This window comes from Photobacterium profundum (genome assembly GCF_003026285.1).
GTDB classification, from domain to species: Bacteria; Pseudomonadota; Gammaproteobacteria; order Enterobacterales; family Vibrionaceae; genus Photobacterium; species Photobacterium profundum.
The window spans coordinates 16,063-37,713 of the sequence record NZ_PYOD01000026.1; the positions used below are offsets into that span (position 1 = coordinate 16,063).

Below are 21,651 nucleotides of genomic sequence, written 5' to 3' on the forward strand. Positions count from 1 at the left end.
TGAGAACTTAATTTGTAACAAATTTGTTTTTAATATCATTAAAGAATATATAAGCTTTAATGATTGATGAGCATGCCAGTTCATACTTTTCCACAACACCTTATGAAAATTCAGCAAAAAGAAATGGAGCAATCTTTATTTTTACTATCAGTAAACAAGATGAAATGCTGTTTTTTTGTGTTTAGCTAGAAAAATAAGGGCCGTTGTGAGATGTGGCTGGATTAAGGCTGAAAAATATTAAGTCTGAACATGTATTGATTAAGAAGCTTGTTGTGGCCGCAGGTTGATTAAAAATACGAAAATTAGTCTAAAGTCCTTCATGGATTTAAGTTATTACAGATGATAAGCAAGGCGAACGTTTATCTATGGTGACGTAATGATAAGTGTGAATTTTTATCGTAGAGAGGTCCACATCCGTTAGTTGTCTCTTTAACATTGAAGCTGTTTATCCATAATAATTACAATACCACCGGGTAGAACTGCCTTAGTTAATCATTTGCAACATGCCAAAGTTTGTATACAAGCAACATGATTTTTGCAAAGAAACATAATATCGAGTTTGTGTAATACTCTGACTACATAAGAGGTAACTTATGGACAATGCAATCAGTAATAGCGTACAGCTATCCATCCCTAGCATTAGGCGGTCAAAATTAAAAGAAGCAATAAACTTATATGGTTGTATTAGAGTACTAGAAACTCATAATCCCATATCTGCACTTATAGCTGAAAATGTTAACGCGAATGACGTTGATTCTGGAATGAATGTAGAGTATCAAGGCTTTTGGTCGAGTTCTTTAACTGACTCTGTAAGTAGAGGAAAGCCAGATATTGAGTTCCTTGACATTAAGAGCAGAATGTTAAATATAAGCGATATATTTGAAGTCACTTCAAAACCTCTAATCATCGATGGCGACACTGGAGGGAAAGTTGATCATTTTTTATTAAATATACGATCACTTGAACGGCTTGGTGTGTCGGCAATTATCGTTGAAGATAAAACAGGATTAAAGAAAAACTCCTTGTTTGGTAATGAAGTTGAGCAGGATCAAGCCACTATAGGGTCATTCTGTACAAAAATTAAAAGAGGAAAAGACTCTCAATTAACTCAAGAGTTTATGATTATCGCAAGAGTGGAAAGCTTAATCCTAGAAGCAGGTATGAATGATGCTCTAGAAAGAGCTTTTGCTTATAGCGAAAGTGGAGCTGATGGGGTAATGATCCACAGTCGCTCGCCAGATGGCCAAGAAATATTTGAGTTCGCTAAAGAGTATAGAGCCAAGTATCCAAATAAAATCTTGGTTTGTGTGCCAACTAGCTATAACGAAGTGAAATTCAATGAGCTAAAAAATGCTGGTTTCAATGTTGTAATTTATGCAAATCACATGTTAAGGGCTGCATACAAAGCAATGGAATACTCTTCAAAGAAAATACTTAAAAACGGTAGAACATTTGAAACAGAGCCTGATTTATTGTCAATAAGAAAAATATTAGATTTAGTGCCAGGTACTCGATAATGCAGTACTGTCAGTTCAGTTATGATTGAACTGGCAATATAATATCATAATTAGTATGGATTATTTTATGTCTGTTTTGTTATTAGTATTAATGTTTTTTTCTTTGATGTATAAAAGAAAATTCATTCCTTTTATTTTTATATTATCAGGGGTTACTGTTTCATTATTAAATGGTAATGGATTACAACAAACTGCTTTGGAATTCTCTAGTTCTTTTTGGAATGTTATTTTAACTATTGGCTTGAATATTGTAACTATTGTAGCATTTTCAGAGTATGTAAATAAAAACGGTTCAACAAAAGAATTGGTCTCACTTGTTTACAAGCCGGTTGGTAAGATAAAGGATAGATATTTAATCCTAGCTGTGTTTTATTTGATTGGGCTGCTTTTAAGTGTTGTAATCACATCGGCCTCTGCATTATCTATGATATTTATGTCAACAGTATTTCCTATATTAGTGTCTAAGGGTATAAGTAAAGATGGTGCTGCCGCAATGATTACTTCTATTGGGGTAATAGAGTTTGGTCCATTAAAATCAAGTACTATTTATATGGCTGAAGAGCAAAATAAGCATATTTACGACTATGTTATGAATGAACAGGTCATTTTGTTTATTGGTATTGCTGTTGTTGGTGCTATTAGCCACTATTTTTGGCAGTGTTATTTGGATAAACGCCTAGGGTTTATAGAGGATAAATCAAACAAAGGTGATGACTTTGATAGTAAACACAAAGTCAATATGCTTGTAGCCTTACTACCATTACTTCCACTTTTTCTTATTTTATTTGAACGTTTTTTTACTGATTTTAACTTACCGCTTTGGGGGGTTGGGGTAGTGTGTATATCAGTATCACTCATTATTGACCTGAGGATGAGGAAGTTTAGTATTAAAGAACAAGTTTTATTTTTTTATAATAGTGTAAGTAATTCATTTTTCTTTATTGTTTCTATAATTATTGGGGGGAAGTTTCTAGTAAGCACGTTACCTATAGAGAATGTTGTTAATATTTATAGCAATATGCATTTAAGTACGATTAATCCAATTGTTTTCTCGTCAGTTTTAGTATTAATTATAGTGCTGTCTTGTACCTTATTAGGGTCAGGAACCGTTTCATTTATTACAATAGTAGCAATTATGTCTAAGCTGAAATTAACGTCGATGACACAATTTAGCTCAACTTTTTCTTCAGTACAAATGATATCTGGTGTTGGGAGATCTATATCTCCTATATCTCCAACAGTTTTACTATGTTCCAATATCTCCCAGGTTTCGCTTTTTAGTATTATTATAAGAAATATCGTCCCAGCTATGAGTGTTACATTTTTTTCAATCATATACAGTAATATTTAAGGTTAATTATGAAGAAGATTGTGATTGTGTTGGAAGCTAATGAAGACAAAAATAAAGACGAAACTGGGTTTAGAAAGGATACTTCACCAATAATAAAAGCAGTGAAAAAAATTGGCTTAGATTGTAAAGCTATACACTTTACAGTTAGTGATAAAGATAATATCTTTGAATTTATGAAAAATAATTGTTCTGCTTATATCTCTAGAATAAATCCTGGTAAATTGGTAACAGGAGAGGAAAGCTATTTTCATTTCTTAGATGCTCTTATTGCCGAAGGTGTTGTTGGTATCGAACCGCCGAGCACTTTACTGGCGCTTGGTTCTAAATCTTCACTATGTAAACTAGTAGGAACAGGCTTGGTTCCAGATGATATGAGGACTTATAAAGATAAAGCTGAGCTCATTGAAGATTTTAATATTGAAAACCTATATTCTGATAGGGTTTTTAAACAAAATAGAGGTTCTAGTGGAAAAGGTATTTGGAGAGTAGGACTTGTTGATAACGCTACATCAGAAATCAGAGTGACAGATGCTCAAAATAATCATACCCAAAATATATCGGTAAATGACTTCATCAATAATTACATTAGCTTTGAATCTGGTGATGTTATTGACATGCCTTTTTTACCAGGGATTAACGAGGGTGAGTATCGTGTTCTTTTAGTCGGTAATACACCGTGTTATGTTATTCATAAAAAATCAACAAGTGGGAAGTTTAACTTTTCTACTACATTACACTCAGGGTCGGAATATATTTATGAAGATATATCAAAGCATCCTGATTTAATTGATCTTGTCATAGTTAATATTAATATAATCCTCGATAAATTAAACGATTCTAGACCTGCACCTTTGCTTTGGAGCATAGATTTTATAAGAAATACGGTAAATGGTGAATATTTTATCTCGGAGATTAACTGTAACTGTCTTGGGTTTACATCTTTGTTAGATTCTGAAATCCCAGGCATGATGGCAGATATGATTTTGGATCGAATTTCTGATGCTTACCATGGTGATTTTAAATGAAGGTGACATATAGGGAAGCAAAAGAATTACTAATAAAAAAATTTATGTCTTCTGGATTAGATTGGCATGATGCAAATTGGGTAACAGATGTTTTAGTTGCTTCAGAGCAACGAGGAGATAAATCTCACGGGATAAAGTATGCAAAAAACATTATCGAAATAGCTAACAGTAAATCATATGTGAAACTTGCCCCTGTTATTCATAATGATGCTTCAATAGCGGTATTGGATGGAAAAAATGTTATAGGTCCAGTGGCTGCCAAGCAGGCCATTGAGATTGCAATAAAAAAAGCAAAAAAATATGGAACGGCTGCAGTTTCTTTACGCTCTTCAAATCATTTATTTTCTTTAAGTCATTATGCAAGATACATCGCCAGTAAGAATATGATTGGGTTTATATGCAGTAGCAGTTCCCCTGCGATGGCGGCACCAAACTCATCGAAGGTTACTATAGGGACTAATCCATTTTCCTTCGGTGCGCCCTCAACGTCAGCACCTATAGTGATGGATATGAGTTCCACACAAGTTGCGAGGGGAAGGATTAAAGAATACCAAGATGCTGGATTGCAAATTCCTTTATCGTGGGCAATGGACGAGGTAGGTCGGCCAACTACTTGTGCAATAGAGGCTCTTAAAGGGTCTTTGCAACCATTGGGTGGTTACAAAGGTTTTGCTATAGGATGTATGGTCGATATATTTAGTTCAGTATTATCTGGTTCTGCCTTTTCTACACATATTCACGGTACGAGTCTTCACAAAAAAGAAAGAAAAGGTGAAATAAACAGAAAAGGGGATTTTTTCTTTGTTGTAGATATAAGTAAATTTATTCCATTAAACGAATTTAATGTTCGAATGGATGAATTTATAAAGATAATCGATAGCTCTGGAGGATATGTTCCAGGAGCCAACTTCATAGAGAATCAGTTTGCTGATATAGAGATAAGTGAGGAAATTTTAACTCTGCCGTAAACCTAAGCGGTGTGTAGTGGGATGATGTTTTGGCCATAAAACTAGAGCTTAGCCATACCTGAGGTAATTCATGGCTTGCTAATTGAGTAATATGTCTAACGCATTCTGTCCAGAGGTGTGTCAGAGTTGATCTCTGCCAACTGAGCTCTTCGCTGGCCGACTTTGATAAGTCTCTTTACTTAAGTTGTAAGTAAAGAGGGAGGGGTTATGTAAGCTCTTCACATTTAGTATCAAAAATTAAAAAATCCGCTTTTCTCCGTCCAGTTTTTCGCAAAACGAATGATAATTAACACTCCTTTTACGTACCTAATAACAATCAGTTTTTTCAAGTTTTTGTTTTAAATGGATTTCTCTGACGTAAAATTGACTGTATAGCCCTTTAGACGTCTTTCCGCTCTTATGCCTTCCTAGCCAAAATCATGGTATTTACATAACTTTACGAATGTAAATATTGTAAATTAAATGCAAATGCTAACAATTATCACTTATATTCCACTCCGAATTTAGCAGTGGTCGCCGGTAACGGCAGCAATGGGTCATTCATTTAGTTTCTCAATAAATATAACGAACTTAAGTTCACTAAGAGAAATTGAATACCTCATTGAAATATTTGGAGATAACGGAATATGTTTTTTAAAAGTCATCTGACTTTATTAATTGGTGCAATTTTAGCTGCGCCAGTTGTTCAAGCACAAAACGAAGTTCAAAACACAGCCTCAGAAACAGATGAACATATGGTTGTTACTGGTCGAGATTACGGCTTTAAAGTTGATACCAACTCGACAGCGATGCGTGTAGAAGCGACACAACTAGAAACTCCGGGGCAAGTTACTGTTATCGATGAGCAGCTTATCGATGAACAACGTGCAAGCACATTAGGTGACGTACTGAAGAATGATTCCAGTATTTCAGCTGGCGGTGTAAGTCGAAATCGCGAGAGCTTCTCGCTACGTGGTTTCTCTCTCGACAGTGGCAGTAGCTTCTTACGAGACGGTAAACAGCATTGGTCTCATTACCGCCAACCAATTGAATTATTAGAACGTGTTGAAGTATTAAAAGGCCCAGCCGGTTTGCTTTACGGTAAATCTGCACCAGGCGGCCTTGTGAACATGGTGTCTAAAAAGCCGACGTATGAGACACAAGTACATGTAAGCCAAGATATTGGTTCAAATAATGAATCTCGTACCATTGCTGATGTGAGTGGTTCATTAAATGATGCGCAAACATTACGTGCACGTGCCATTGTTTCTAAGCAAAGTTATGACTCATGGCGTTCATACAGCGATGGCAGCACGCCTTCGACTGAACGTTTTGTAGGTGGTCTATTTGTTGATTACGATGTAAACGACGATGTGACTGTGTCTTTCCATTACGATAAAACGAATGATAACGGTAGCGTTGATTCTGGTGCTTACATCGTTGATGGCAAGCCAGTGCTTGGCCGTGATTTTATTTGGGATGCACAATGGTCAAACATTGAAAATGACGTAGAAAACGTTGGCTTCGATGTGGCAGCAACACTATCAAGCGTATGGAGCATTAAAGGTGGTTACAACCATCAAGACTTCGAACGTCATGATACCGAAAGCTTCTCTAAACCCGATACGTATAACGCGGCAACAGGTACTTATGAGTACCAAGGCTACGATCGTTGGGATAATTGGCAGTTTGATACCGCTTACATCGATTTAGTGGGTGAGTTTGATGCATTGGGTGTAAGCCACCAAATGCTGGTTGGTGCAAACTGGTTGGGCTATTACTACTCGACACAAAGTCAATCCATTAAAGGCCAAACGGCGACAGTAGGGCAACCACTAGAGAAGCCTTCTGGTCTTGATTACCGCAATGGTAAAAAAGGCGATGCGACCGAGCGTGATTCATACGGTATTTACGTACAAGATATGATTACGTTCAACGACCAATGGCAAGTGCTTGCTGGTTTACGTTTCGACCGTGAAGAAAATGATACAGACACGTACAACAACATCTTGCCTAAAGCTGGTGTGATTTATCACCCAGCCTCGAATGGTTCGATATACCTAACGTACTCTGAAAGCTTTGAACCAAAAGATCCGATTAATGATGATCAAGACATCAATAACGGTAAAGCGTTAGACCCTGTTAAAGGCCGTTTATACGAGTTAGGTTCTAAGTGGGAATTAATGGACAACCAGCTGTTCGTATCGGGCGCTGTGTTTGAAATTACTCAAGAAAACAAAGTGATTTCTCAAGATATTAATGGGAATCCTGACTTCGAAAGTGAGACAACACAAGCTGGTAAACAAGTTCACCGTGGTGCTGAATTAAGCACTATGGGTTACGTAACAGAAGCCTTCTCGTTAAGCGGTTCGATGATGTACTTAGATGCTGAAATTCAAGACGAATTTGATTCTTCTATCGATGGTAACCGTCCCGCTGATGTTCCTGAGTTCTCTGCTAACGTGTGGACACGTTACTCGTTTGAAAATAACACCGATGTGAACTTAGGTGCTATCTATGTAGGTGAGCGCTTTGGTGATGAGAAGAACACATACAAAAAAGATGCTTATACACGCTTCGATGCGGGTGTTGCACATACCGTTAAGTATGATGAGAATCTAGACATTATTGCTCGATTCAATGTTGAAAACATATTTGACAAAGAATACCTAGCGGGTGGTAGTCAAACAAAGACCGTGCTTGGCGAAGGTCGTAACTACATGGCAACGCTTCAGTTCCGTTACTAGTTAAATGACATAAGGGGAAAGTTAACGCTTTCCCCTTTTTCAATTTTTTCTTTTTAATACTCACTCGACTTAGAGTGCTTTTTTATTTTTATTCTTTATACAATTATTGATGAACGCTATGAACATAATGAAACCTACTTTGGCATTCTTAGCACTCAGCATTACTGCGGGTGTTCATGCTAATAACCTTGATGCTGCTCGTGCAATTGAAAAAAAAACGAATTTAACCTCTTCTTATAGCCAGCAAAAAGTTGATCGTAGTGCTGAAGCTGCACTCACGATGAAAGCTGAAATAGAGCAGTTACAGGAAGAGGTCAAAAATCTGGCTGTTTATCATGATCATTTAGCGCGCTTGGTTGATAACCAAAAACAAGAATCTGCAAGCTTAAACCAGCAAATTCAAGGTATAAAAGAAACCCGCCAAGGTGTTGTACCGCTGATGTATAACATGATCGAAGGGTTAAAGACGATTGTTGCCCAAGATAAACCCATTAAACATCAGCAACGTTTAGCGCGTATCGCCAAGTTAGAATTGATGATGGGTAAAGCTGATATTAGTGATGCTGAAAAGTATCGCCGTATTTTGGAAGCGTATCAAATCGAGATGGATTACGGCACTAAGCTGGGTGTGTATCAAGGTCAAATTGCTTTGTCGGATCAGCAAAGCATTGAAGCTGATTTACTTCACTTAGGTCGGGTTTCATTAGTGGCGCGTAGCCTTGATGGTACACACTACTGGGCATGGAATGAACAGCAACGCCAGTGGCAGGAACTCAGTAACAGTGATTCCTCTTCAATAGATAAAGCCTTCGCTATCGCAAGTAAACAAACATCACCAAGCCTTATTACTTTACCTGTATCTGTAAAACTGGCCGCATCAACTAACGAAGAGAGTAAGTAACAATGAATATGAAAACGTTAGTTGCCGCATTATGTTTGTTCAGCTTGCCTTTTACAGCATCAGCCACTTCAACATTAGTGGATAGCACGCAAGAAGCTCAACGGATTCAAGGTGCGCATAATGTGCAACGGGAATCGGGTTTTAAGCAAACAGAACAATCTATTCGCGCCCAGCGTGATGCTTTGATCAAACAGCGTGTTCAGTTGCAAACTGAAACCGACCAACTAAGTCAAACATTCAGTAAGAATGAAAATAATCTAGCGACGCTAGAAGAACAATTGCGTTTAGAAACGGGCAGTTTAGGCGAGTTGTTTGGTGTGGTTCGACAAGCGGCTAAAGATTTAAGTCAAGAGCTTGAGACATCGGTAACCGTGGTTGATCGTGCTAAATATGCGCCTGTTGTTGATCAAATAGTCGATGCTAAAGCACTGCCATCGATGGTTCAGCTTAACGGTTTATGGTTAGGTATGGTTGAGCAAATTGAGGCAAGTGCACAGTTGGCATCCGTTTCTGTACCGTTCATTAATGCTGATGGCCATCAAGCTAACATCAATGCCTATCGTCTAGGTAGCATGGGTCTGATTGGTGAACAAGGTTATTTAGCATGGAATGGTGATCGCATTGTCGCTAAGCCGTATTTGAAACAGCCTGCAAATGGTCCGGTTTTATCGGGTTTAGCGTCGATATCGCAAGTAGGTATTATGTCAGTTGTGGTCGATCCCTCACGTGGCATGATGCTTGAACAGTTAGCGAATGCACCAGAATTGAAAGATCGCCTAGAACACGGTGGAGTTGTGGGTAAAGTAATTTTAGGGTTACTGGTGATTGGTGCCATTATCACTTTATTCCGTGGGTCGAAACTTTTCATTATTCGCCAGCAAATAAAAGCGCAGTTAAAAAGACCCAATGAACCGGGTAATAACCCATTAGGTCGCATATTAAAAGTGTATAGCCTTGGCGTAAATAAAAAAGAACAGCCACGCAGTGTCGAAGCATTGGAATTACGCCTTCTTGAAGCCATAGTCGATGAACAACAAGAGATCGAAAAAGGGTTGTCTATGTTGAAGCTATTGGCGGCATTAGCACCAATGTTAGGTTTGTTAGGTACAGTTACCGGCATGATTGAAACGTTCCAAGTAATTACTCAATTTGGTAATGGTGACCCGAAAGTGATGGCTGGTGGTATTTCAACGGCATTGGTGACAACGGTGCTTGGTCTTATATCTGCTATGCCATTGTTACTTGCACACAATATTCTGAGCACTCAAGCTGATGCTGTACGTAATATCCTTGAAAAGCAGGGTATTAGTTTAGTTGCAGAGCAAGCTGAAAAAGTAGGAAGCGCAGCGTAATGGAATCAAGTCTTTTTGAAGCGTGGTGGTTTTCGCTATCACACTTCATGGATCAAGGTGGCCCTATTTTATTATGGTTAGCTGCCGTAGTAGTACTGTGCTGGTTGTTAGTCGTCGAGCGAGTCATATTCCTATATTGTTATTATCCTAAACAGAAAAGGGTGTGGCTAGAAAAATGGCAGCTGCGTGATGATCAAACCTCTTGGTATGCTCATGCTATTCGTAGTGGTTGGTTGAATGAAGCCCATACTGCACTGAACCAAAATTTGAACTTGATAAAAGTGCTGGTGGCGATTTGCCCAATGCTTGGTTTGTTAGGCACGGTAACAGGTATGATTTCAGTCTTTGATGTAATGGCAACACAGGGCAGCAGCCAACCACGTTTAATGGCATCGGGTATTTCATTGGCTACCTTGCCAACAATGGCGGGAATGGTAGCAGCGTTAGCGGGGATGTTTGTTCATGCGCGTTTGGCAAAAGCCTGTTATTGGCGTGAATTGAAGTTAGAAAAATTATTAAGGAGTCAGCAATGAGATTAAGCCGCCCATCTTCAGCCCGTGAAGAAGCACAAATTGATATGACTTCAATGCTCGATATTGTTTTCATCATGCTTATATTCTTTATTGTAACGAGTTCATTTGTGCGCGAATCAGGCGTAGAAGTGAACCGTCCGCAAGCTAGTAATGTGGTAAGCCAGAAAGATGCGGGTATTTTTGTTGCGGTTACATCAGCGAATGACATTTTTATTGATAAGCGTGTTGTTGATGCCGAACGCGTACAAGCAGTATTAGAGCATCTATTGCTTGAGCAACCAGAAGCATCATTGGTGATTCAAGCCGATGAACATGCGTATAACGGTACTGTGGTTAAGGTGATGGATGCCGCAAAAGGGGCAGGTGTGAAAAATATCGCACTGGCAGCGGAGAAACGTTAATGGCCGTCGTATCAGCACCAACTAAGGCATCATTTTCGGCATTTCAAACTGGATTTTTTCAAACATCAATCTTTCGCTTAGTATTAGCATTGCCTATTTCGATGTTTGTTGCCTTAGGTTTATTTACGTTTATGGCGTGGATGGTCGATAACGGGCATCAACGATCACCAGAGCAAAGCCAAAGCCTCGCATTTGATATGGTGATGGTTGAACAGGAACAAGATGCGCAGCGCCGTCATCGAACAATGCCAGAAAAACCTGAAACCCCAGAGCCGCCACCTGAGGCTGTACCTAAAAGTGCGCAATCAGCTGCATCAACGCCCACGCCTTCAATGCCTAATTTAGGGCTAGACACTGCGGTTACGGGGTTATCCATTAATTTGCCAACGTTTTCTGATTTTGGTGCTAATCAACAAGCGATGCCTTTATACCGTGTTGAGCCACGTTACCCTGCACGGGCAATGAAGCAAAAAGCAGAAGGTTATGTTGTTTTGTCGTTTACGATTGATCCACAAGGGCGTCCGATATCGATTGATGTACTTGATGCTAAACCGCGAAGGTTGTTTGAAAAAGAAGCTGTTCGAGCCCTGCGTAAATGGAAGTATCAACCAAAAGTCGTTGATGGTAAATCAATCGCACAAGTCGGACAGACGGTCAGATTGGAGTTTAAGATAAGCCAATGATCAAGATGAAGAAAGTCGTTATTGCCCTCACCTTAATGCTGTGCATGCCAGTTAATGCCAGTGCTGAAGAGCTGTCTCAATTTACAGCCGGCAAGGTACAACGTGCTCATAATTTACAGCAAGAAGAAAAACTGAATGAAGCCATCGCTGTATTGGCTGATTTAAACCCTAGCCGAGCTTATGATAAGGCGTTTGTTAATCGAATGCTGGGTATTTTCTATTGGCAGAAAGGTAATACAAACAAAGCTATTCAGAATCTTACATTGGCAGTTAACAGTAAACTATTAGCCGATGAGCAAGCATGGGTAACTCAACGCATGCTTGCCGATATTTTGTTATCTGAAGAGGCGTTTAAAACCGCTTTACCGCATTACTACGCGCTCACTCATGCAATACCTGAATCCCAAAAGGCGGATGAACTATGGCTTCGTATTGCGCAAACACATTATCAAATTGAGCAATGGCCTAAAGTACTATCTGCATTGAAACGCTACGATGTATTTAGCAAAAAAGCTGAAGTGCAGCCTCTGACTATTAAACTTGGGGCTCAATTACAACTCAAAAAATGGAAAGCGTCGATTCCGACTTTAAATGCTTTGATTTTACTTGAGCCCAATAAAACAGTTTGGTGGCAGCAGTTAGCGGGAATTCAATTGCGTATTGGGCGCTCTAACGATGCATTAGATACATTGACATTAGCCAAACATCAAGGCGTGGCGTTACGTCAGCAAGATTTGAAAACATTGGCTCAGCTTTATGCTCAACGAGGTATTCCAGAACGTGCTGCGCTGATCATCAATGAACTAGAAAATGCAGACAGTGATGCCAAATTACTGTCTGATCAAGCAATGTATTGGCAGGTGGCAAAAGAGTGGGATAAGGCAATAGCGGTGTGGTCGAAAGCAGCACAGCTAAACGCTAAATATCGCTGGGAGCTCGCGCAGTTATTGTTACAAGAAGGGCATTACCATAAAGCCTTAACAGAATTAGAACGGGTTAAACGTAAAGATAAACAAGCAGATGTTGAATTGGCAAAAGTTCGGGCTTATTACAAGTTAGATAACTTTGATAAGGCGATTATTCATGCGAAACAAGCGAATAACATCACTCCATCTTCGGCATCGAAAAGTTGGGTTAAATACCTGAGTCAGATTCGTAACATGCAAAGCTAAAGCGTTACCATTCTACTGAGTAATATGAAAATAAAACGGCAGCCTTATGGTTGCCGTTTTAGTTTTAAGCTATCTGATTACTTTTTTTATTTGTTATTAATCGGTAGATAACGCCACTAATGGCAATAAGCATAAGAGAGAAAGTGGCAACGACAAACCCTTTCGATAATGTCTCTTGGTAGTCACTAAAGATAGGGCTAAGCATAATCCACTTACCTGTAAGTAATAGTACTAAACACCAAATAAAAGAACTACTGGCACTAATGATGGCTGTTCGCCAAACGCTTAATTTTGCAATGCCCATTAACATTGGTGTTAAGACTCTGACGAAAGGAATGAAACGAGATATAAAGAGTGACAAAAAACCATAACGATTGAGTAAATGCCTTGCTTTGGGGAGTGAGTTATCGGGAAGAATACGCTCTAAATATAAAATGAAAGGGGTTTTGTGTAATATTCGCCCTTGTAAATAAGCACAAAAACTTCCGGTAGAAGCGGCGATACACAGTATGGTTGCGGTAGAGTAAAAATCGAGAATTCCCAGCCCAATCATTCCCCCAGCAAAGAGCATGAGGCTGTCTCCTGGCAGTGGCAAGAAAACAAAACTGGATTCGAGATACAACACTAAAGCGAGCAGTAAGACAAACCATTTTAAAGAACTTACTTGCTGTAATGTTTCAAAGTCGTGATGCCAAATGGCTAATAAAATTTCCTGCATGTACAAATCCACCCTCTGTTATTAAGTTAATAGCTGGCTCAGTGTCTGCTAAGAGAAATTGAGCCAACTGAATGTGTTTAAGAGCGATGCTTTATTCAAAGATCAAAATGATGTAGGCGACAAACAAGATAAGGTGCGTGACGCCATTTAAGGAGTTGGTTCGACCGCTACTAAAGCTAATACTGGACATAAGTAATGTGGCGCAGAGCAGCACCATCTCTGCTGGCTCTAAACCTAGGTGCAGGGGCTCAGCAATAATACTCGAGATCAGAAGTACCGCTGGTACCGTTAGTGCAATGGTTGCGAGCACTGAACCAAAGTAAAGGTTCATTGCGCGCTGCAGCTGATTGTTCAGTGCGGCCTTTAGCGCCCCTACGGCTTCAGGTGCCAATATAAGTAGCGCGACAACAAGTCCTCCTAAAGCTTGCGGAGCCTTAAATTCATTAATGGTACTGTCGATCGGAATTGCCAAGCTTTTTGCTAATAGGATCACAATCAGCAAGTAGCCTATCAGTAGGAATACGTGGAAGAAGGTACTGCCGAGTGGCCCGTGGTGGTCGTGATCATCAAGGTTTTCTTCATCAAGGAAGAAATGGGTATGGCTTCTTGTTTGAATAAAAAGAAATACGCCATACAGTACTATTGAAGCTAAGACTAATGTCCATGTCATTGCGGAAGACATTGAACCAACGTTGTCTGATGAAGTGAAGTTGGGCAGAACAAGACATAACAAAGAAAGCGGAACGATCGCGACGAGATAAGATTTAAGGCCCTCTACATTGTATTTTTGGGTGTGGTATCTCAGGCCGCCAATAAGAAGGGTTATCCCAACTAATCCGTTTAGAACTGTCATGACAACAGCAAGCATGGTGTCTCTTGCCAAAACGGGGTTCGATTCTCCAGTTAGCATGACAGAAGAAATCATCACTACTTCTAGGGATATGACGGATAGCGTAAGAATGAGTGTTCCATACGGGTCGCCCAATTTTATTGCTAGCGCATCTGAGTGTCTAACCACTGCAAAAATTGCCGTAATCACCACGAAGAAGAGGGCGATAGTGGCAAATATTCCCTGTAGCGAGGCAATATTCGTCTTTAGAACGTGGTCACCCCCGAGCTTAAAAATAGCCACAGAAATAAAACCTAAAATTAGTAAAAATTCACCTTTTAAGAACGTTGTCATCGGCGTGCCTCTTCTTTAGCGAAGGCTCTTAATGTCATTTCTGTGGCATTGTGTTTTAGCACTGCGCATTGCCATTTAGCGTTGTGATTGATGAGGTGGTGCTTTGTTAATTTTTTCACTTGAACTGTCTCTCTAATAAAGAATGAGAAGTTATGGCGTGCGATCCTAACATCTAGAAGGCAAGCTTCAGACGTAATAGAAAAATGACGCAATAAGTTTCATGCCCTGATAATGGGGCGTAGAGAGTTAGGACAAACGTGAATGATTGTGGGCGTAGAGTACGTTCCCTTCCTTCCAACCTGCTAAACGGGAAGAGGGATAAAAGGTATGGCTTGTCCAGTGATTGATTGCATCTGGAACAGAGATCGCCTTAACCGCTAATTGAAGTAGTGGAGGGGGAAAAAATGCGACCAGCAGGTGATATTCGGGCTTAACACCAAGGGTTGCGCGATGGTCGTGGCTAATTACGCGCCTTAACGCATTTAGAATAAAGGCATTGTTGCCATCATTAGAAATAGAACGTTCGTCTTCCTGAGTGATGATATTACTTTGTGCGTAATGGCAAGGTTGATCGTCGGACTTAAGAATGAACATTTGTTGCTGTTGCGATAAGTCTAATACTCGATTGCCGGATGTTGGATACTCCTGCGCTATCACTATGTAGGAACATAGCGACACAGTAAGCGCAAATAGGAACGTAAAGCAACGACTCAACAAGTATTGGTACCATTTATGTGTAAATGTCGAATCAGTATAAACACTCACTCTATTATAGAGAATACTGCGACAGGGCTTATGTGTTACAGGATATTGCATTGATAGGTCATGGATGGGCAGAACACAATGACGTTTGACCGATATTTCCCGCCAAAGTAAATAATGTAAATTGAATGCCAATGAAAACGATTATCAATTAAGCTGTGTGCACTCAATATACAACGTCACGATACAGCTGTTTACATGTCATCAAATAATAAAACGATGTTAAAAAATAAAGCCGTTCAGGTTTGGGCTCGTCGCCTACATATTTACATTTCGATGGCTTTGCTATTAGTTGTGCTGTTTTTCTCTGTGACAGGAATAACGCTAAATCGTCCTGAAATTTTCGTGAAAAGTGAACCTGATAGTAGTGAACAGGTACTTTCAATACCTGCTGATTTATTCCAGTCCGCAAAAGGTCCATTTGTACCTAATGAATCTGCGATTGTTGACTACCTAACTAAGCATGCTCAGCTATCTGGTAAGCCCTCTGCGCTGCAAGTTTTCACTGAAATAGAAGATGGAGAGCTGATCGAAGGTGAGATCTCTATGGACTATAAAGGGCCAGGTTATAACGTTGCTGTATTTATCGACATGTTAGCAAGAGAGGCGGTTGTCGAGAAATCACATTATGGATTGGTTGCCGTTCTTAACGACCTTCATAAGGGGCGAAATAGCGGTGATGTGTGGAAGTGGTTTATCGATATTACTGCGTTATTGATGGTGCTTTTTGTGCTTACAGGCGTGTGCTTACTTGTGCCAAAGAAGAAGACGTTCAATACCGCCATTAAATGGACGTTGTTTGGCTCAATTATATCGTTGCTGATTTTCTTTGTTGCTGTTCCTTAATATCAAAAAACGTAATTTGGTAATGATTTTAAAAGGTTTGTTATGTCATCTGTTTTTTCTCAAAGAATTAAAAAAAGTCGGCTTATAGCAGCATTTGCTTTGGTATTCCCCCTTGTTATACAAGCTGCCCCTATTCCTGAAAATGCAAAGATAGAGGTTGAGTTTGAGCTTCCTAAAATAGATACCGCCATGTACGCCCGACCATACGTTGCGATATGGATTGAAGATGCGAACCGTAAATCAGTACGAACCGTTGAGTTATGGGTGGGTAAAGACGAGTGGCTAAAGGATTTACGCAGCTGGTGGCGAAAAGTGGGTCGTTATGATCGTGAACTGGTTGATGCAGTTACATCGGCAACCCGTCCTGCTGGTGAATATCGCTTTGTATGGGATGGTTTAGATGACCAAGGTAACCGTGTAGAGCAGGGTGACTATACCTTTTATGCTGAAGTTGTTCGTGAACATGGTGGTCGAAACTATTTACGTCAGAAGCTGCAATTAAGCGATACCGCATTTGTTCATAAGATTACGCCAACAGAAGAAACTGGCGATATCTCGATTAGTTATAAAGTGCGTTAACTCATTTTTTATTTACCGTACTCAAATTTTCCGTAACAAGCAATTTAAGTAAGGGACTCGATAAAAGTTGCTTACGTGATTATCAAATTAATGAATTAGAGAAAACATAATGCTTACTAATAAAAAGCTTAAAGCGTTAACCATGGCTTGTACTGTTGTTGCTGGTTTAGCGGCTACTGCAACTGCGAATGCACACCCTCGCTGGGTATTACCTTCACACTTTACAGTGTCGAAAGAAGGTGGTGATTGGCTAACGTTTGACGTTACAGCGTCACACGGTACGTTTGTGTTTGATAAGCCTGCAGGTAGTGAATCGGCGCAAGTAGTAATGCCTGATGGTCGTAAAGAGCGTCCTAACTTTGTTATTCGCGGAAAACGTCGCTCAATCTTTGATTTCTATTTTGAAGAAGAAGGCACACACAAAGTTCAAATTAACAATGTGCCAAGCTACTACACACAATACAAAGCAGGCCGCCGCGATACCGTGAAATGGGCACCAGCTAATAAAGCAGAACGCGATACATTATTGCCAGAAAAATCACGTGATGTGGTTACTCAACTTAGCTTTACGCGTGCAGAAAGTTACATAACCGTAGGTAAACCAACTGACAAAGCATTAGAAATGGATGGTAAGTACCTTGAATTACTGCCTATTACACACCCTTCAGATATTGTTGAAGGTGAAGATGTTAGCTTCCAGTTTTACTTTAATGGTGAACCTCAGCAGGGTGTAACAGCAGAAATCACACGCGAAGGTACGTTATACCGTAATCAACAAGAACAGATCGATGTGATCAGCGATAGCAAAGGCAAAGTAACCTTTACACCAGATGTTGCAGGTCGCTATTTGATGAAAGCGAACTATAAAGGTGAGTTGAAGAATAACCCATTAGCAGATACTGCAAGCGTGAATGTTCACTTTACGTTTGAAGCCATGCTGAAGTAATTCTGTTTATTTATAACCTAGCTAGCGTACAGGTGCGCCAAGCTAGGTTGTATATTTTGTATCAATGCTATATCCAAGTTACCTCAAGATGCTCGTTTCAGCGAGAATTTGTTGGGCTCTAGGCAAGGCACTTATTTATAGACCTAGTAGTTCTACGTTGAAAATAAGTAACACCGCATAGAGCCCAACAAAACTCGCCCTTCGGGAGTGATTCAGCGTATCTATTTCTGTGTCAAATGTGTTTGAAAGGGAATGCCATTCCTACACACATTTTCCTTGAATTAAATACGCTGAGAGCACTCTGAATCCTGCATCTTGAGGTAGTTTGGGTAGATATATAAAACGTATTTATAACAATCGTTATAGCGATTAATAGATTGTTTATAACGTTGTTGAGGTTTACATGAAAAAACACATCGGTCTGTCACTTTTATCTTTCTCTGCACTGTCTTTATCTGTCCTTTTTTCGTCTACGGCAAGTGCCCATTTCCCTTTAATGACATGTTGGTTTGAAGGCGACAAAGTCGCTTGTGAAGCGGGCTATAGTGACGGGAGTAAAGCAATCGATTATGACGTCAACATGTATGATTACGATGATAACTTGGTGGCGAAAGTGACGACGGATAAGCGTTCTATTGCTGAATTTACCAAGCCAGAGTCAGATTTCTATTTAGTTTTTGATGCTGGGCACGAAAACCCTGTTGAAGTGGATGTTGTCGAGATTTCAGAAAAATGATCATTCAAACGGTACGCAGTGATGATGGCGGTCGAGAGGGTAAATGGATAGCGTTATCCATTGCATTGATCCTCGCTGTTGCGACCTTATTGTTACCTTATCACCAGGCGGCAATAGCTCAGCAAGCTGTAAAAAGTTATCAAATTTCGATTAAAGATCTCGATACCGAATCATTAGCGATGATCGCTGAACTACGGTTAGCGCATGAAGAAATTCGCAACATTTATCAAGATGGTATTGATTTTGAAAATCGTGAAATATGGGCTGACATTTCAGAGCTTGAAGCCTTGTGGATTGCGCCTTTTATTAAAGATAAAAGCTGGGAACGAAAAGGCAAACATGCCTGGATCAAAGTAGCACCTGCATTTTATCAAGGCATTCCTGAACTGGATTCTGGCACGGTATCGACCATTTTACATACGGCTCAGGCAGAGCCTGATATTTGGCTGAATCTTTCAAGAACAGCGAAGCCTTTCATGTCTGATGATAGTCAATTAGACAAAGCGTGGTTAATGAATGCTGGTTGGAAGCAGGTTGTTTTTGCAAATGCAGATACAGCGAACCATCAAGGTGAAAAAGCGCATTAACAACATGCCTTTTGTTTTCAGTGAATCACATATGTTCTTTTATTTTTAAGAAATACGGTAGTTACTCATGATCTCCAAATTTATTAAAGCGGCAACGACCGTTATTTTAGTTGTAGGTGCAAGCCTTGTACATGCGCAAGATTCTACTCAGAATGCCATTACGGATTCTTCGAATAACCAAGGCAACGATAAGCTGACCATTGGTATTACACTTCAACCTTACTATAGCTACGTTAAAGCGGTGGTGGGTGATAAAGCGAATGTGCTGCCATTAGTTGATGCTGGTTTTAACCCTCATAACTATTTACCACAGCCGAATGACTTGCGCCGTTTAAAGCAGATGGATGTGATTGTCGTTAACGGCATTGGTCATGATGATTTTGCTCTTAAAGTGATAAAAGCAGCCAATCGTGATGATCTTATCGTAATCGAAGCCAATAAAGATGTACCGCTATTGCCTGCACTGGGTGAATCGGTGGGAGACGGCGCTGTAAATCCCCATACGTTTGTTGGCCTTTCGACAACCATTCAAAAGGTTTACACCATTGCCAGTGAACTGGCGAAAATTGACCCAGATAATGCACGTACATATCGTAAAAATGCCCGCACTTATGCAACGCAGTTTCGCATGATGAAACGTGAAGCGATGTTGACCTTGGGTGATCTTGATACTGCAGGTATGAAAGTAGCCACAACACATAATGCCTATGGTTATATTCTGCAAGAGTTTGGTGTCGATGTCGCGACAGTGATTGAGCCTGCACATGGTGTCGAGCCGAGTGCAAGCCAGCTACAAGGCACCATTGAGAAAATTCGTGCATCCGGTATCGATGTTCTTTTCTACGAATTGAATATGCCTAATCGATACGTAGAAACCATTGAAGAGGCAACGGGTGTTCAACTATATCGTTTTTCTCACATGACGCATGGAGAATATGAAAACGATAAAGTTGCCATTGAAATGAAAGAGAATTTAACAACATTGGTTGAAGCAATGAAATTTGCCGCAACGAAGCAAGGAAACTGATTGTGGGTCCAAGTATTCGTTTAAACAATGTTGGTCTGAAATATGGCGACAATGTGATTTTGCAGGGAATTACCCATCAGCTTCAAGCGGGTCAGTGCCATGTTGTAATGGGGCCTAATGGTGGTGGTAAAACATCATTGTTACGCTCTATTCTTGGTCTAACCCCGTTTAGTGGTGATATTCAAATTGAATGGCCAAAACAAAAAGGCACGATTGGGTATGTTCCGCAGAAAGCGACGTTTGAATCAAGTTTACCTTTTACGGTAATGGATTTTATTCTGCTTAACCAAAGTCGTAACCCTCTGTTTTGGCGTAAACGCAAGAAAGAACAAGATTATGCCTTAGTGCAACTTGATCGCGTGGGCATGGCAAGCCGTGCCGAACGTCGCATGGGGCAACTTTCGGGTGGTGAGCAACAACGTGTGCTATTTGCCCAAGCATTATTAGATAACCCTGATTTACTGGTTTTAGATGAACCAACAACTGGTATGGATGAACAAGGTGTGCGTTACCTTGAAGGTTTGATCCATGAATTAGTGAAAGAGAACAAAACAATTCTAGCAGTGCATCATGATGTAAGCGCTGTTCGTCGCTTAGATGGACATGTGCATGTTGTGAATCGCCACCTAGTTGATAGCGGTTCGGTTGCTGAAGTATTAGTACCAGAGAAAATCGAGCGTTTGTTCAATCACTACAGTATTCAGCCTGCACCAATGGCTGAATCCGAATCAGTTAAAGAAAACCAGAAGGAGGTCGCGTAATGGAATATATCCGTTTATGGGCTCAACTGGGTGTTGATGCGGGCTGGCTTAGCGACAGCTTTTCCTATTCATTCATGGTGAATGCTGTTGTTGCTGCTTTATTGTTGGGCCCGCTGCTTGGTGGGTTAGGCACGCTTGTTATCGCCAAGCGTTTAGCCTTCTTTTCAGAAGCAGTAGGGCATGCTGCATTAACTGGTATTGCATTGGGTGTATTACTGGGTGAACCACCAGAAAATCCTATTATTGGCTTGTTTTGCTTTTGTATGATCTTCGCTCTGTTACTGCATTTCGTACGAAACCGTACCAATGTGCCATACGATACTCTGGTTGGTGTATTTTTGGCATTGGCATTGGCGGTTGGTGCCGCACTACTGATGTATGTAGCACGCAAGATTAATATCCACATGCTTGAGAATGTACTGTTTGGCTCAATACTTACTGTGACTGACTATGACTTGCTGATATTGGCGGTAAGTTGTGCGCTAATCGTCTTGGTATTAATTCCAACGTTTAACCGCATTTTACTGACTTGTATTAGCCCTGATATTGCCCGAGTACGTGGATATGCCACTAACTTTTATGACTATCTGTTTGTGATGATGATTACATTAGTAACCATTGCGTCAGTAAAAATTGTGGGTGCTGTATTAGTGGGGGCTCTGTTATTGATCCCCGGAGCAACAGCACGATTGTTAACGAAAAATATGGGCAGTTTCGTATTGATGTCTGCCTTATTGGCCACGATAAGTTGCTTAATCGGTACTGTATTACCAATGGAATTAAAACTACCTGTTCCTTCTGGTGCGGCAATTATTATTGTGTCGGCTTTCTTCTTTTTAATTGCAACCTGTTACCGCATCGTTCGCAAGGGATAACT

General features: G+C 40.1%; 22 protein-coding genes. 19 read left to right on the top strand and 3 right to left on the bottom strand.

What is annotated here, in order from left to right:
• Positions 1 to 593: 593 nt before the first annotated feature.
• From aepX to C9J48_RS26625, 11 genes are all read left to right on the top strand, one after another.
• On the top strand, positions 594 to 1,517 hold the full coding sequence (gene aepX / locus C9J48_RS26575) for a phosphoenolpyruvate mutase (protein ID WP_006229475.1): 924 nt from the start codon (positions 594 to 596) through the stop codon (positions 1,515 to 1,517).
• Positions 1,518 to 1,584: 67 nt separating this feature from the next.
• Complete coding sequence (gene dcuC, locus C9J48_RS26580; RefSeq protein WP_006229476.1) at positions 1,585 to 2,868, top strand: C4-dicarboxylate transporter DcuC; 1,284 nt, start codon at positions 1,585 to 1,587, stop codon at positions 2,866 to 2,868.
• An 8-nt stretch (positions 2,869 to 2,876) separates the two neighbouring features.
• Complete coding sequence (locus tag C9J48_RS26585; RefSeq protein ID WP_006229477.1) at positions 2,877 to 3,893, top strand: Cj0069 family protein; 1,017 nt, start codon at positions 2,877 to 2,879, stop codon at positions 3,891 to 3,893.
• Positions 3,890 to 4,861, top strand: coding sequence for an Ldh family oxidoreductase (locus C9J48_RS26590; RefSeq protein ID WP_006229478.1), 972 nt, complete (start codon positions 3,890 to 3,892; stop codon positions 4,859 to 4,861). Before C9J48_RS26585 ends, C9J48_RS26590 begins: the two co-directional genes overlap by 4 nt.
• Before the next feature lie 626 nt (positions 4,862 to 5,487).
• Positions 5,488 to 7,587, top strand: coding sequence for a TonB-dependent siderophore receptor (locus C9J48_RS26595; RefSeq protein ID WP_006229479.1), 2,100 nt, complete (start codon positions 5,488 to 5,490; stop codon positions 7,585 to 7,587).
• A gap of 118 nt (positions 7,588 to 7,705) precedes the next feature.
• A complete protein-coding gene (locus C9J48_RS26600) occupies positions 7,706 to 8,488 on the top strand; it encodes a DUF3450 domain-containing protein (RefSeq protein WP_036802647.1) in 783 nt (260 codons plus the stop codon).
• A gap of 2 nt (positions 8,489 to 8,490) precedes the next feature.
• On the top strand, positions 8,491 to 9,840 hold the full coding sequence (locus C9J48_RS26605; RefSeq protein ID WP_006229481.1) for a MotA/TolQ/ExbB proton channel family protein: 1,350 nt from the start codon (positions 8,491 to 8,493) through the stop codon (positions 9,838 to 9,840).
• Positions 9,840 to 10,373: a MotA/TolQ/ExbB proton channel family protein gene (locus tag C9J48_RS26610; RefSeq protein WP_006229482.1), complete on the top strand. Its 534-nt coding sequence runs from the start codon at positions 9,840 to 9,842 to the stop codon at positions 10,371 to 10,373. Before C9J48_RS26605 ends, C9J48_RS26610 begins: the two co-directional genes overlap by 1 nt.
• On the top strand, positions 10,370 to 10,774 hold the full coding sequence (locus C9J48_RS26615; protein WP_006229483.1) for an ExbD/TolR family protein: 405 nt from the start codon (positions 10,370 to 10,372) through the stop codon (positions 10,772 to 10,774). Before C9J48_RS26610 ends, C9J48_RS26615 begins: the two co-directional genes overlap by 4 nt.
• Positions 10,775 to 10,842: 68 nt before the next feature.
• Positions 10,843 to 11,457 (top strand): energy transducer TonB, encoded by a 615-nt coding sequence (locus tag C9J48_RS26620; RefSeq protein ID WP_036802977.1) that lies wholly within the window; start codon positions 10,843 to 10,845, stop codon positions 11,455 to 11,457.
• Positions 11,458 to 11,462: 5 nt separating this feature from the next.
• On the top strand, positions 11,463 to 12,629 hold the full coding sequence (locus C9J48_RS26625; protein WP_036802979.1) for a tetratricopeptide repeat protein: 1,167 nt from the start codon (positions 11,463 to 11,465) through the stop codon (positions 12,627 to 12,629).
• Between the two features lie 64 nt (positions 12,630 to 12,693).
• Here the strand turns inward: C9J48_RS26625 and C9J48_RS26630 are convergent, their stop codons facing one another.
• From C9J48_RS26630 to C9J48_RS27750, 3 genes are all read right to left on the bottom strand, one after another.
• Positions 12,694 to 13,347 (bottom strand): DedA family protein, encoded by a 654-nt coding sequence (locus C9J48_RS26630; protein WP_006229487.1) that lies wholly within the window; start codon positions 13,345 to 13,347, stop codon positions 12,694 to 12,696.
• Positions 13,348 to 13,438: 91 nt separating this feature from the next.
• On the bottom strand, positions 13,439 to 14,530 hold the full coding sequence (locus tag C9J48_RS26635; protein WP_006229488.1) for a calcium:cation antiporter: 1,092 nt from the start codon (positions 14,528 to 14,530) through the stop codon (positions 13,439 to 13,441).
• A gap of 246 nt (positions 14,531 to 14,776) precedes the next feature.
• Positions 14,777 to 15,187, bottom strand: a complete 411-nt coding sequence (locus C9J48_RS27750) for a hypothetical protein (protein ID WP_131541631.1) — start codon at positions 15,185 to 15,187, stop codon at positions 14,777 to 14,779.
• A gap of 324 nt (positions 15,188 to 15,511) precedes the next feature.
• Here C9J48_RS27750 and C9J48_RS26640 point away from each other — a divergent pair, with 324 nt between their 5' ends.
• From C9J48_RS26640 to C9J48_RS26675, 8 genes are all read left to right on the top strand, one after another.
• Entirely contained in the window at positions 15,512 to 16,138 is a 627-nt protein-coding gene (locus C9J48_RS26640) for a PepSY-associated TM helix domain-containing protein (protein WP_036802981.1), read from the top strand.
• Positions 16,139 to 16,180: 42 nt separating this feature from the next.
• Positions 16,181 to 16,717, top strand: coding sequence for a DUF2271 domain-containing protein (locus C9J48_RS26645; protein WP_006229491.1), 537 nt, complete (start codon positions 16,181 to 16,183; stop codon positions 16,715 to 16,717).
• Positions 16,718 to 16,826: 109 nt separating this feature from the next.
• Positions 16,827 to 17,663: a DUF4198 domain-containing protein gene (locus C9J48_RS26650; protein WP_006229492.1), complete on the top strand. Its 837-nt coding sequence runs from the start codon at positions 16,827 to 16,829 to the stop codon at positions 17,661 to 17,663.
• Between the two features lie 403 nt (positions 17,664 to 18,066).
• Entirely contained in the window at positions 18,067 to 18,399 is a 333-nt protein-coding gene (locus C9J48_RS26655; protein ID WP_006229493.1) for a hypothetical protein, read from the top strand.
• Positions 18,396 to 18,986 (top strand): DUF6162 family protein, encoded by a 591-nt coding sequence (locus tag C9J48_RS26660; protein WP_006229494.1) that lies wholly within the window; start codon positions 18,396 to 18,398, stop codon positions 18,984 to 18,986. Before C9J48_RS26655 ends, C9J48_RS26660 begins: the two co-directional genes overlap by 4 nt.
• 67 nt (positions 18,987 to 19,053) lie before the next feature.
• Positions 19,054 to 20,013 (top strand): metal ABC transporter solute-binding protein, Zn/Mn family, encoded by a 960-nt coding sequence (locus C9J48_RS26665; protein WP_006229495.1) that lies wholly within the window; start codon positions 19,054 to 19,056, stop codon positions 20,011 to 20,013.
• Positions 20,013 to 20,774 carry a metal ABC transporter ATP-binding protein gene (locus tag C9J48_RS26670; protein WP_181320843.1) on the top strand — a complete coding sequence of 254 codons (762 nt, stop codon included), beginning with the start codon at positions 20,013 to 20,015 and terminating at the stop codon, positions 20,772 to 20,774. Before C9J48_RS26665 ends, C9J48_RS26670 begins: the two co-directional genes overlap by 1 nt.
• Positions 20,774 to 21,649 carry a metal ABC transporter permease gene (locus tag C9J48_RS26675; protein ID WP_006229498.1) on the top strand — a complete coding sequence of 292 codons (876 nt, stop codon included), beginning with the start codon at positions 20,774 to 20,776 and terminating at the stop codon, positions 21,647 to 21,649. The genes C9J48_RS26670 and C9J48_RS26675 overlap by 1 nt, the downstream gene beginning before the upstream one ends.
• The last annotated feature ends 2 nt before the right edge of the window (positions 21,650 to 21,651 follow it).